This is a genomic window from Maricaulis sp., assembly GCF_034670125.1.
In the GTDB taxonomy this organism is placed as follows: Bacteria; Pseudomonadota; Alphaproteobacteria; order Caulobacterales; family Maricaulaceae; genus Maricaulis.
Map to the genome: position 1 here is coordinate 311,198 of NZ_JAXMOC010000002.1, position 12,623 is coordinate 323,820.

Consider the following 12,623-nt stretch of genomic DNA (forward strand, 5'->3'; position numbering starts at 1 on the left):
ACGGCATCAACCGTTGGCGGCTTCGGGTTTGTAGCGCAGGGCGTGCTCGCGCATCTTGCCGGCAAATTCCATCAGCGTGTTCATCGGGCGGATCAGCACTTCGATACGGACCATCTGGCCGGCATCATTGAGGGTGATCTTGTCGATGCCAACGAGGCCCTTGCCCTCCACCGTGCCGGTGAATTCAAGCATCAGCTCATTGCCGTCGACCCATTCCTGGCGATAGTCGAAGCCCTCGACCACCGTGATCACACCCATCAGGATGTGCAGCAGGTAATGCTTGTCGGCTGACGGCTTCCACACCACCGGCGAATGCAGCTCGCAGCCCTCGGCAATGATCGAGGACAGGCGAACAGCATCACGCTCACGCACGGCCTGGTGCCAGTTGTCGAGGAAGTGTTTCACTTGCGGGGTCATGAGCCGGCTCCCGGGTCCGCCTGGAAGAGGCCGAACACATTGTGATCCGGGTCGAGAAAATAGGCCTGCCAGCCCTCACCCGGGATTGGAAATTTTTCCATCGCCGGCACGCCGCCAGCTTCGGCGGTGTTGGCGCAGGCCGCATCGATATCATCGACCAGCGCCGTGATCACCGCACCCATCACGGCAGCGCCCGCTTGCGGGCCATCGCCATGACGTTTGATCAGGCGACCGGACGGCATCCCGTCGGCGGTCACGATTTGCCAGTAACGCACCTCACCGAAGGACATCGGTTTGAACGTCCAACCCAGGGCCGCGGTGTAGAAGGCAACCGTAGCGTCGGGGTCGGACGCATGAATTTCGAAATTGGCGAGGCGTGCGGTCAAGACCCGACCTCCACCAGCACGTCAGTATAAAGCTCCGACGGATCCGGCTCCGGGCTGTCCTTGGCGAACTGGGCGGCCTCGTTGACGATGGCTTTCACGTCCTTGTCGAGCGCCTTGAGCTCGTCTTCGGTTGCATGACCGCCTTCGACCAGGCGCTTCTTGATCAGGTCGATCGGGTCGTGGTGCGAGCGGATGTCGTCGACTTCCTCGCGGGTGCGGTATTTGGCCGGATCGGACATGGAGTGACCGCGATAGCGGTAGGTCTTCATTTCCAGAATGTAGGGGCCACTACCACCACGGGCGTGCTTGACGGCTTTTTCGGCGGCGCGCTTGACCGCCTCGACATCCATGCCGTCGACTTCCTCGCCGGGAATGCCGAAGGAGATGCCGCGCTTGTGCAGCGCCGTTTCCGAGGAGGCGCGCTTGACCGAGGTACCCATGGCGTACTGGTTGTTCTCGATCACATAGATGACCGGCAGGTTCCACAGCTTCGCCATGTTGAAGCTCTCATAGACCTGGCCCTGATTGGCCGCGCCGTCGCCGAAATAGGCCACCGAGAGCTTGCCGTTATTCTTGTACCAATCGGCGAAACCCAAACCCGTGCCCAGCGCCACCTGCGCGCCGACAATGCCGTGACCGCCGTAAAAATTCTTCTCACGGGAAAACATGTGCATCGAGCCGCCCTTGCCGCGCGAATAGCCGCCCTCGCGGCCGGTCAGCTCGGCCATGACGCCCTTGGGGTCCATGCCGCAGGCCAGCATGTGCGCGTGGTCGCGATAACCGGTGATGACCTGGTCGCCCTCTTCCAGCGCCGCCTGGATGCCGGTGACGACCGCTTCCTGGCCGATATAGAGGTGGCAAAAGCCGGCGATCAGACCCATGCCATAGAGCTGGCCGGCCTTTTCCTCGAACCGGCGCATCATCAGCATGTCGCGATAATACTGAAGCAGCTCGTCTTTTCCGGCCGTTCCCGGTGCCACTGATTTGGTCGATTTGGCAGCCGACTTGGATGCGGCGGTCTTGCTAGTGCGCTTGCTGGTCATTAATTCGCACGCGAAATATAACCTTCGCGCTCCCATCTGACGTCCATCGCCGCATAGCAGATGACGCACTGCACGGGCAAGCACCAAGCGGTGATTCACTCAGATGGGGAAATCGGAAGGCACGGGATCGTTCGCCTCAGACCGGTCGGCTCAACGCCAGAATCAGCGGCGGTCTTCGGTATCAATCTCGACGATGAATTCACGCGGATGGGCGACATTGAGAATGTCCCGGGCCCGCTCCTCGACATAGTCGAGATCAAGGCTGTCAGAGCGCAAACGGGCCGCGGTGACCTCGAGCGATTGGCGTTCGGCGACAGCCAATGCCAGCTCGGACTCGGCTTCGCTGATCTCGGTTTCCACCACGATCCAGTTCAAAACACCCTGCTCGCCCGTCAGCGCGTGATAGCCGAAATAGGCAATCGCAACGGTCAGCAATGCTGTTGTGGAGAAGCGCTTGATCGCGTCCAAAACCCGTACACCCTTGTTGAGACCGGCGCTTTTGCACCGTGTTCTTCTGTACGGGTGATTCAACACGATCACACTTTAGGAGTCGTGAATCCGGGATTCAGCTCTGGGTAAGGGGTTGGGCCGGAATGGGGCTGGATAGCCCCTGTTTGTCATCCCTGATGGACGACCCGCAAAGGCGGGGCGAAAGTCAGGGACCTAAGTGATTGCAGGAAGTTAGGTCCCTGCCCTGCAGCCTGCATCCGCAGGCTATCCGGCGGGGATGACAAGGACGGTGAGTGCCCCGAACCCTAGCTGGCCAGACCCGACGGTCCGGCAAACATGCCCGTCTCACCCAGCTGGCTCTCGATTCGCAGCAGCTGGTTATACTTGGCGGTGCGGTCGGAACGGGCCAGTGAGCCAGTCTTGATCTGTCCGCAATTGGTGGCGACGGCGAGGTCGGCGATGGTGGCATCCTCGGTCTCGCCGGACCGGTGGCTCATCACGGCGCCATAGCCCGAGCGCAGCGCCATATCGACGGCGTCCAGGGTCTCTGACAGCGTGCCAATCTGGTTGACCTTGACCAGGATCGCGTTGGCCGCCCCGGTCTCGATCCCTTTCGCCAGGCGCTCCGGATTGGTGACGAAGAGATCATCACCGACCAGCTGGCATTTTCCGTCGAGACGCTCGGTCAGGGCGCGCCAGCCATCCCAGTCATCCTCGGCCATGCCATCCTCGATCGAAACGATCGGGTATTTATTGGCCAGCTTTTCCAGATACTTGGCAAAGCCGTCGGCGTCATGGCTCTCATCGGCACCTTCCAGAACGTACTGGCCGTCCTTGTAGAACTCCGTCGAAGCAACATCGAGCGCCAGGGCGACGTCCTCGCCCGGCTTGTAGCCGGCCGCTTCGATGGCATCCATGATCACGTCAAGCGCCTGCTCGGCCGAGCGAAGATGCGGCGCGAACCCGCCCTCATCGCCGACATTGGTATTCAGGCCATCCGCCTTCAGACGCGATTTGAGGGCATGAAAGACCTCGGCACCGCAACGCAGGGCTTCGGAGAAACTGGGCAGGCCGACCGGCATGATCATGAATTCCTGGAAGTCGATCGGATTGTCGGCATGGGCGCCGCCATTGATGATGTTCATCATCGGGGTCGGCAGGACGCGTGCATTCATGCCGCCGATATAGCGATAGAGCGGCAGAGCCTGAACGTCGGCAGCGGCATGAGCGGTCGCCAGCGACACGCCCAGCATGGCATTGGCGCCGAGGCGGGCCTTGTTGGCGGTGCCATCCAGCTCGATCATCGCCTCATCAATTCGGCGCTGATCCTCGGCATCCATGCCAGCGATGGCTTCGAAGATTTCGCCCTCGACCAGGTCACAGGCTTTCAACACACCCTTGCCGCCATAGCGCTCATCGCCATCACGCATCTCGACGGCCTCGTGGGCCCCGGTCGAGGCGCCCGACGGGACAGCGGCCCGGCCGAAGGATCCGTCTTCCAGCAAGACATCGACTTCAACCGTCGGATTGCCGCGGCTGTCGAGGATTTCGCGGGCGATGATGTCGGTGATGGCGGTCATGGGACTCTCTTCAAGGTAAGGGCGCGTTGCGCGCTTCATAACCAAGGTTGGCCCATACGCAAGCCCGCCGGTGCGGGGAATCCGTCGTGTTACCGCGAACACCCGAAATTAGTACGGTTAACCGACGCGTTCGTGCAAAAGCCTGACCTAGAACAGGCCTTCAACGTCCCCCGCCGTGTTCAACCGGATGTCCAGCGCCGCCGGCTTCCGCGGCAGCCCGGGCATGGTCATGATCGCGCCGCAGACCGCCACCACGAAACCGGCCCCCGCCGACAGGCGCACCTCGCGCACGGGCAGTTCATGGCCCTCGGGTGCCCCGGTCAGGGCCGGGTCCGCGGAGAAGGAGTACTGGGTCTTGGCCATGCACACGGGCAGGTGCCCGTAGCCGGCCTCCTGCCAGCGCTCCAGCTGCAGGCGGGCCGAGCGTTCAAAGGTCACCGATCCGGCGCGGTAAATGGATTTGGCCACGGTCTCGATCTTGTCGACCAGCGGCATGTCGTCCGGATAGAGGGGGGCGAACCGGCTCGCGCCGCCTTCCACGAGGTCGCTGACGGCTTTGGCCAGTTTTTCCGTGCCTTGACCGCCATCGGCCCAGTGCCGCGCCAGGACAGCCTTCACACCGCGTGCTTCGCAATAAGCCTGGACGGCAGCAACCTCGGCCTCGCCATCGGCGGTAAAATGGTTGATCGCGACCACCACAGGCACGCCGAATTTGGCCAGGTTCTCGATATGGCGACCCAGATTGGCGCAACCGGCTTCGACGGCGGCAACATTCTCGCTGCCGAGCTGATCCTTGGCGACGCCGCCATTCATCTTCAGCGCCCGGATCGTGGCGACCAGGACGGCCGCCGACGGTTCCAGACCGCCCTTGCGGCATTTGATGTCGAAGAATTTTTCGGCGCCGAGATCCGCCCCGAATCCGGCCTCGGTGACCACATAGTCGGCCAGGCGCAGCGCCGTGTCGGTGGCGACCAGCGTGTTGCAGCCATGGGCGATATTGGCGAAGGGGCCGCCATGGATAAAGGTCGGCGTGTGCTCCAGGGTCTGTACGAGATTGGGCTGGAAGGCGTCCTTCAGGAGAACCGTCATCGCTCCGGCGGCACCGATATCGCGCGCCGTGACCCGGCTGCGGTCGGCCCGTTCGGCGACGACGATATTGCCCAGTCGCTCTTCCAGATCCGCCAGATCGCGCGCCAGGCACAGGATCGCCATGACTTCCGAGGCCACGGTGATGTCAAACCCGCCCTCGCGCGGCGTGCCATGGGCTGGCCCACCCAGCCCGGTGACCAGATTGCGCAGGGAGCGGTCATTCATGTCGAGCACGCGGCGCAGGGCAATGCGACGGCTGTCGATCTGCTGCTCATTGCCCCAATGGACGTGATTGTCGATCAGCGCGGCGAGCAGGTTGTGGGCCGAGGTGATGGCGTGGAAATCACCAGTGAAATGGAGATTGATATCCTCCATCGGCACGACCTGGGCCATGCCGCCGCCGGCCGCCCCGCCCTTCATGCCGAAGCAGGGACCCAGCGACGGCTCGCGCAGGCAGATGGCGACTTTCTTGCCGATCCGCGACAGCCCATCGCCAAGACCGACCGTGGTCGTGGTCTTGCCCTCGCCCGCCGGGGTCGGACTGATCGCGGTTACCAGGATGAGTTTGCCCCGCGGGCGGTCCTGCAGACCGGCAATGAACTCACCGGACAGTTTGGCCTTGGAGCGACCGAAGGGAATGAGGGCATGGTCGGGAATGCCCAGCCCGGCCGCGATTTCAGCCATAGGCTTCAAGTTCGCCGCACGGGCGATTTCGATATCACTGCGCATGTCGTCCCCTGTCGATTGGTTGCCGACAGTTTGGGCATGTTGGGGCCGAGTGCAAGCGGCCGGCGCAAACGCACAAAGAAAAACGCGCCCGGCTATAGCCCGGCGCGTTTTCGTGTCAGCTATGTTGACCGGCGGACCGGTCAGCCGGAGACGACTCAGTCGTCCTTCGGCTCGAGGATCTGGCGACCGCGATACATGCCCGACTTCAGGTCGACATGATGCGGACGGCGCAGCTCGCCGCTGTCCTTGTCTTCGATATAGACCGGGCTCGACAGGGCGTCGTGGGCCCGGCGCATGCCGCGTTTGCTCGGCGTCGTTTTTCTTTTAGGGACGGCCATTGAGCCTCTCCAGCGCTATGAATCAGTGGTCGGGACAGCTTTCACCATCCGTTCGAGCCGCGCCGTATACAGGCTTAATCAACGCGGTGCAAGCATGGCGCGCGGCCTGATTCAGGCCACGCTGCCAATCGTGTCAGCCGCCAGCAGGATGGCTGACCGATCCGCCCATGGAACTGCGAGCATCGCGGGATGGCGGATTGCCGTGAATCCGGATCGACGCGCCCATGCTGGCCGAGCTGTCCGAAGCCTCCGTGGCGTGAGCTGACACCGACGCGCCGGTCGACGCGTCGACGTCAACGCGGGCACAGACAAGATTGCGCCCATTCAGCGATGTGCCGGTGGAGGCATCGATTTCGAGGGACCCACAACGGCCAGACAAACGGACGGATGTTCCGGTGGATACTTCGACCTCCAGCTGGTCGGAATCAATATCCGAGACCTCGGCCCTGAGCCCGCGGCCGAAATCCAGCTCTTCAATGGCCGGCAGGGTGACCTGGACGACAACATCGAGGCTGTGCCGCCGCGAGAACCAGCCTGTGTCCTGATCGATTGCGAGCGTGCCGCGATTGACCTCGGTCTCGATGTCGTCGAAATCGTCGGCATCACCGACCAGCTCGACCGAAAAAGTGTCCCCCTGAACCACCACCAGTTCATATCCGCCATTGGCGTCGATCGCGGTGAAGCCGGTGAGATCGCGGATCTCGCTGTCCTGGGCAAAGCCCGGCGCAGTGAGAGCCAGTGCCGCGAGGGCGGTGCTCGCGAGGATGGTAAGGCGTTCAAAACGCATGGTCGTCTCCTTGATCCCGTATGATCCCTTGGCCACAGGATAGCGGCATTGTCCTCCGGATGCGTGTGACAATGGGTTTAGATGCACGGGCAATGTAAAAAAGCCGCGACCGCAACCGGGGATGACGATGAAGCTCGAAGAATTTGGCCTGTGGTCACGGCGCATCGCCGACTGGTCCGTGCGCTATCTCGAAACCTTGCGCGACCGGCCCGTGCGCGCCCGGACCAGGCCGGGAGACGTGCTCGGCGCCCTGCCCGTCACGCCGCCTGAAGACGCCACCGGCATGGCCGAAATCTTCGCCGACTTCGAACGGATCGTCCCCGATGCCATGACCCACTGGCAGCATCCGCGCTTCTTCGCCTATTTTCCGGCCAATGCCGCGCCCGCCTCGGTCCTGGCCGAACAGCTCGTCTCGACCATGGCGGCGCAATGCATGCTGTGGCAGACCTCGCCGGCCGCGACCGAGATGGAAACCCGCATGGTGGACTGGCTGCGTCAGGCGGTCGGCCTGCCCTATGGCTGGCGCGGCGTGATCCAGGACAGTGCCTCCTCGGCCACGCTCTCCGCGATCATGACCATGCGTGAGCGGGCACTCGACTGGCGCGGCATCCGTACGGGCCTGGCTGGAGAAAAAGCACCGCGTATTTATGCCTCGGCGCAGACGCATTCCTCAGTCGACAAGGCCTGCTGGGTGGCCGGCGTCGGTCAGGACAATCTGGTCAAGATCGCCACCACCGATGATTTCGGCATGGATCCGGAGGCCCTGCGCGCGGCCATCCAGGCCGACCGCGCCGCCGGACATCTGCCCGCCGGTATCGTGATCTGTGTCGGCGGCACCTCGATCGGCGCCAGCGATCCGGTCGCGGCGATCATCGAGGTTGCGCAGGCCGAGGGCCTCTACACACATATCGATGCCGCCTGGGCCGGCTCGGCAATGATCTGTCCGGAATTGCGCCATGTCTGGGCCGGTGCCGACCAGGCCGACTCGATCGTCTTCAACCCGCACAAATGGCTCGGCGCGCAGTTCGACTGTTCGGTGCAATTCCTGCGCGACCCGACCGACCAGCTCAAATCCCTGACCCTGCGCCCGGACTATCTGGAAACGCCGGGCATGGAGGACGCGATTAATTACTCTGAGTGGACCATCCCGCTCGGCCGCCGCTTTCGCGCCTTGAAGCTCTGGTTCCTGATTCGCGCCTACGGGCTGGAGGGTTTGCGAACCCGTATCCGCAACCACATTGCCTGGTCAAACGAGGCCTGCGAGGCCATCCGCGCCCTGCCCGGCCTCGAGATCACCACCGAGCCCCGTTTCAGCCTGTTCAGCTTTGCCTGTGACACAGGTGATGAAGCGACGGCGGACCTGCTGGAACGCATCAATACCGATGGCCGCACCTATCTCACACAGACGCGCCATGACGGCCGCTATGTGATCCGCTTCCAGGTCGGGCAGTTTGATTGCACGCGGGAGGATGTGATGGCGGCTGTGGGGGTGATTGGGGCGTTGTTGGCGCCGTAATTTTGTCATCCCTGATGGACGCCCGGCGCAGGCCGGGCGAAAGTCAGGGACCTATGTGATTGCAGGTAATTAGGTCCCTGTTCTGCGTCCGGCCTGCGCCGGACATTCGACAGGGATGACAAACAGGTGCGTGAGGCTCTCGCCCCTAAACCATCCGGCTCTGCTCGAGCGCCGCGGCGATGAAGCTCGCAAACAGCGGGTGCGGTTCGAAGGGCCGCGATTTGAGTTCCGGATGGAATTGCACGCCGATGAACCAGGGATGGTCCTCGATCTCGACAATTTCCGGCAGAACGCCATCGGGTGACAGGCCGGAGAAGGTCAGGCCGCAGGCTTCCAGTCTGTCCTTGTAGCCGACATTGACCTCATAGCGGTGGCGGTGACGCTCCTCGATATGGGCCTGGCCGTAGATCTCGCGGACCTTGGAGCCTTCCTTGAGGACCGCCGGGTAAGCGCCAAGACGCATCGTGCCACCCATATCGCCATCAACGGAGCGGATTTCGACTTCATTGCCGCGGGTCCATTCGGTCAGGAGGCCGATGACTGATTCGCCACCGTCGGAAAACTCGGTCGAGACGGCTTCGTCGACACCGGCCAGGTTGCGTGCCGCTTCCAGAACCGCCATCTGCATGCCGTAGCAGATCCCGAAAAAGGGAACCTTGCGCTCGCGGGCGAATTTGGCCGCGGCAATCTTGCCCTCGACGCCGCGCTCGCCGAAGCCGCCTGGTACGAGGACGCCGTGAACATCTTCGAGTGGCTCGAACGGGTCATCCTTCTCGAATTGCTCGCTGTCGAGCCATTTGAGTTTGACCTTCACCCCGTTGGCAATACCGCCATGGGCGAGCGCCTCGATCAGGGATTTGTAGGCGTCCAGCAGGCCGACATATTTGCCGACCACGCCGATTGTCACTTCGCCGTCAGGATTGGCGATGGTGTCGGAAATGCCTTCCCAGCGGGTCAGGTCGGGGTCCGGTGCGTCGTCGATGCCGAAGCAGCGCAGGATCTCGGTGTCCAGGCCCTGACGGTGGTATTCCAGCGGCACATCATAGAGCGACGCGGCGTCACGACCTTCGATGACGGCGCTTTCCTTGACGTTGCAGAACAGGCCGATCTTGCGCTTGTCGCCCGGCGGGATCGGTATCTCGCAGCGGCACAGCAGGATATCAGGCTGGATGCCGATCGAGCGCAGCTCTTTCACCGAGTGCTGGGTCGGCTTGGTCTTCATCTCGCCGGCGACCTTGATGAAGGGCAGCAAGGTGACGTGCAGGAAGACCGCATTGCCCTCGCCCAGCTCCTGGCCGAGCTGCCGGATCGCTTCGAAGAAGGGCAGGCCCTCGATATCGCCGACCGTGCCGCCGATCTCGCACAGGACGAAGTCGACATCGCCGGCGTCCGAGAGGACGAATTGCTTGATCTGGTCGGTGACGTGCGGAATGACCTGCACGGTCGCGCCGAGATAATCGCCGCGGCGCTCGCGCTCGATAATGCGCGAATAGATCCGTCCCGTGGTGATATTGTCGGCCTGGCTGGCGGCAACGCCGGTGAAGCGCTCGTAGTGACCCAGGTCGAGGTCGGCTTCGGCCCCGTCATCGGTCACATAGCATTCGCCATGCTGATAGGGCGACATCGTGCCCGGGTCGACGTTGAGATAGGGATCCAGCTTGCGCAGGCGGACTTTATATCCACGCGCTTGAAGCAGGGCTCCGATGGCAGCTGAAGCGAGGCCCTTCCCCAAAGAGGAGACCACGCCGCCCGTAATGAAGATATATCGCGGCATGGGCCGTCTGATTATCCCAGATTCGGACGCCTCGAAAGACGCGAGTTGAAATATGTGATGATTAAATGCGGACCGGGCTAGCCGTCAGTGGGTACCGGAGTACCCAACTCGTCCTGCTCGACAACGCCTGTTGCCGGATTGTCGATCTCGGTATCGAACACGCTGGTGCCGTCTGCCGCAACGCCGGTGACAATCGCCAACAGGATCGAATTGCCGATGAACACCGCGCCCAGGATCATGGTTGTGCGGGTCAGGATATTGGCCGCGCCGCGTCCGGACATCATGCCGCCACCACCACCGCCGCCGCCGATACCCAAGGCACCGCCCTCAGACCGTTGCAGCAGGATGACGCCGATGAGACCAAGGGCGACCAGGAGCTGGATGATCAAAAGGACTGTGGTCATGAATACCGCCATAAATCGGGTCGCGCCGCCTCATCGGGCGGCTCGACCTGTTATATAAGGAGCTTCCGGTGCGATGCCAGCACCGCCCGGTCACATGGCGGCGCGTTTTATAGCAGGTGACCCCGCTTGGCCAGCACCGTTTGCGGTACCGGCCGGGGCTTCACTGGCCGCCAGTTGCGCTTTCCGCTTGGCGGCTTCGGCCCGCGCCTGCAGGCGCTTGCGCAGATTGGAAACGGTCCGGCCGATTTCGTCTTTCGAACGCTCGATGGTGTCGCCATTGGCGAAAGCTGCATAGGAGCCCATCGCCAGTTCCTTGACCAGTTTCAGGTTTCCGGTTTCGGCATTGCGGCCATCGCCCAGCGTTCCGATCTGGTCGATCAGTGCTTCAGCGACTTCGGCGGCTTCGCGTCGACCAGCCCGGATCACATGCGCCCGCAATTCCCGCGCGGCACGCTGCAGGTCATTGACGTCAAGCGAGATGGGGACCTTGCTGCCGGTTTCCTTCGACGCTTCGAGCTCGACGGAGATGACGATTCGCATGGCCACCCGGCGCACCCGCTCCGCGGTGATCGCCTCGCGGGCCTCGTGCACCTGCTGGCGTCCATTGTTGAGCGCCGCCTCGTCATTCTCGACCGTGGCCTTGAGAAAGTTCGGCACCGTGATCGGCAGCGCATCGGTCGACCGGTCGGCATCCTTGCGCCGGTCAGGACCGATATAGTCCGAAGTCACGATGAAGTCCTTGCGGCCCCGGATCAATGTCCTGACCCGCTCTTCGGCGAACATGGTCGAGAACGGACGGACGATCACGTCGTCGGCGCCACATTCAATCGCCTGGCGGATATGCCCGGTATCGCGGCTCCAGGTCGTCAGGAGCATCACCACAAAGGGATTGGACCCCAGCTCGCTGCGACGGATGCTGCGGACCAGGTTGAAAATATCGGCGTCGCTCGCGCTGGATTCGGCGACAATCATTGCCGGTGCGCTTTCGGTGATCGCCGATTTGAACTCAGGCAGCGTGGCCACGCATTCGATCTGCCGGAATCCGATTTCAAACAACGCATAGCGCGAGGTTCGCTGGTTCACATGCACAGGATCAAACAGGAGCACAGGGGCCCGGGCGTAGTCGATTTCGGCCATACTCGGTTCGGCTCCAGCAACGGCTAATGGAAACTCAAGCCAGGAGCATGACGCGAATTGGTTTCAATCCACTTACCGCACTGTTGGACGTCAGGAACCGGCGGCCCGGATTATCGCACTGAAATCAGCTGCATCGAGACTCGCTCCACCAACCAGAGCGCCATCGACATCGGCCAGGGACAACAGCTCGGCAGCATTGGCAGGCTTTACTGAACCCCCGTAGAGAATACAGGTGGTTGCCGGGTTCGGCAGACGCTCGCGAATGGCCGCATGCATGTCCGCGACATCGGCTGGCGACGCCACCAACCCCGTGCCGATCGCCCAGACCGGCTCATAAGCTATTACCAGATCCACGGTTGCAGAATTGTCCGGCAGGGAGCCCGCCAGTTGCCGTGCGACCACGTCAATGGCCTCCCCGCTTTCCCGCTCGGCCAATGTCTCGCCAACGCAGATCACCGGCACAAGGCCGGCGGCGATGGCGGCTGCGGCCTTGGCCTGGACGTTGCGGTCGCTTTCACCATGATCGGCGCGTCGCTCGGAATGCCCCACGATCACATGGCTGGCGCCGGCATCCCGCAGCATCGATGCGGACAGATCGCCGGTATGGGCGCCGCTCTGATGCGCGTGACAATCCTGTGCACCGACCCGGATCCGCGTTCCTTCACAGGCCCGTGCGACCGGGTAAAGCAAGGTTGCGGGCGGGCAGACCAATATGTCTGCGGCGGCCTGCGCCGCGACCGGTGCGACCGCGTCAAAATAGCCGAGCGCCCCCGACAGCCCGTTCATCTTCCAATTGCCTGCAATGAGTGTGCGCCGCGACATCAAGCCTCCCCTATCCGTCAATCCAGCCCCTGACCGGAGCGGCAGGAGTACTCATCAAATCCGGCTCGGGCAACGCCCAGCACCCACAATCGCAGACCAACCGCCCCTGACGCTTGCGACTGCCATACCTCGCCGCTACCTTCCGCGCGAC

13 protein-coding genes are annotated in these 12,623 nt (G+C 62.7%); 1 reads left to right on the forward strand and 12 read right to left on the reverse strand.

The genetic code is table 11. From position 1 onward, the window contains the following. Positions 1–6: 6 nt before the first annotated feature. The 8 genes from VOI18_RS04830 to VOI18_RS04865 all read right to left on the reverse strand — a co-directional run bounded on the left by VOI18_RS04830 (position 7) and on the right by VOI18_RS04865 (position 6,819). Positions 7–417, reverse strand: a complete 411-nt coding sequence (locus tag VOI18_RS04830; protein ID WP_323761279.1) for a hypothetical protein — start codon at positions 415–417, stop codon at positions 7–9. Beyond that, positions 414–803, reverse strand: coding sequence for a VOC family protein (locus VOI18_RS04835; protein ID WP_323761280.1), 390 nt, complete (start codon positions 801–803; stop codon positions 414–416). The genes VOI18_RS04830 and VOI18_RS04835 overlap by 4 nt, the downstream gene beginning before the upstream one ends. Beyond that, positions 800–1,846 carry a pyruvate dehydrogenase (acetyl-transferring) E1 component subunit alpha gene (gene pdhA, locus VOI18_RS04840; RefSeq protein WP_323761281.1) on the reverse strand — a complete coding sequence of 349 codons (1,047 nt, stop codon included), beginning with the start codon at positions 1,844–1,846 and terminating at the stop codon, positions 800–802. Before pdhA ends, VOI18_RS04835 begins: the two co-directional genes overlap by 4 nt. 162 nt (positions 1,847–2,008) lie before the next feature. Beyond that, on the reverse strand, positions 2,009–2,314 hold the full coding sequence (locus tag VOI18_RS04845; protein ID WP_323761282.1) for an FtsB family cell division protein: 306 nt from the start codon (positions 2,312–2,314) through the stop codon (positions 2,009–2,011). A 287-nt stretch (positions 2,315–2,601) separates the two neighbouring features. Continuing rightward, a complete protein-coding gene (gene eno, locus VOI18_RS04850) occupies positions 2,602–3,876 on the reverse strand; it encodes a phosphopyruvate hydratase (RefSeq protein ID WP_323761283.1) in 1,275 nt (424 codons plus the stop codon). A 147-nt stretch (positions 3,877–4,023) separates the two neighbouring features. Next, complete coding sequence (locus tag VOI18_RS04855; RefSeq protein ID WP_323761284.1) at positions 4,024–5,694, reverse strand: formate--tetrahydrofolate ligase; 1,671 nt, start codon at positions 5,692–5,694, stop codon at positions 4,024–4,026. Positions 5,695–5,849: 155 nt separating this feature from the next. Next, entirely contained in the window at positions 5,850–6,032 is a 183-nt protein-coding gene (gene rpmF, locus VOI18_RS04860) for a 50S ribosomal protein L32 (protein WP_011643350.1), read from the reverse strand. A gap of 133 nt (positions 6,033–6,165) precedes the next feature. Then, positions 6,166–6,819: a head GIN domain-containing protein gene (locus VOI18_RS04865; RefSeq protein ID WP_323761285.1), complete on the reverse strand. Its 654-nt coding sequence runs from the start codon at positions 6,817–6,819 to the stop codon at positions 6,166–6,168. 127 nt (positions 6,820–6,946) lie between these two features. On the opposite strand from VOI18_RS04865, the gene VOI18_RS04870 reads away from it, so the two are divergent. Beyond that, positions 6,947–8,335, forward strand: coding sequence for a pyridoxal phosphate-dependent decarboxylase family protein (locus VOI18_RS04870; protein ID WP_323761286.1), 1,389 nt, complete (start codon positions 6,947–6,949; stop codon positions 8,333–8,335). Between the two features lie 145 nt (positions 8,336–8,480). Here the strand turns inward: VOI18_RS04870 and VOI18_RS04875 are convergent, their stop codons facing one another. The 4 genes from VOI18_RS04875 to tpiA form a co-directional block, all read right to left on the reverse strand. After that, a complete protein-coding gene (locus tag VOI18_RS04875) occupies positions 8,481–10,109 on the reverse strand; it encodes a CTP synthase (RefSeq protein WP_323761287.1) in 1,629 nt (542 codons plus the stop codon). Positions 10,110–10,186: 77 nt separating this feature from the next. Further along, on the reverse strand, positions 10,187–10,513 hold the full coding sequence (gene secG / locus VOI18_RS04880; protein WP_323761288.1) for a preprotein translocase subunit SecG: 327 nt from the start codon (positions 10,511–10,513) through the stop codon (positions 10,187–10,189). A gap of 90 nt (positions 10,514–10,603) precedes the next feature. Next, a complete protein-coding gene (locus VOI18_RS04885; RefSeq protein WP_323761289.1) occupies positions 10,604–11,650 on the reverse strand; it encodes a response regulator receiver protein in 1,047 nt (348 codons plus the stop codon). Between the two features lie 90 nt (positions 11,651–11,740). Then, positions 11,741–12,472: a triose-phosphate isomerase gene (gene tpiA, locus VOI18_RS04890; protein WP_323761290.1), complete on the reverse strand. Its 732-nt coding sequence runs from the start codon at positions 12,470–12,472 to the stop codon at positions 11,741–11,743. Between the last annotated feature and the right edge of the window lie 151 nt (positions 12,473–12,623).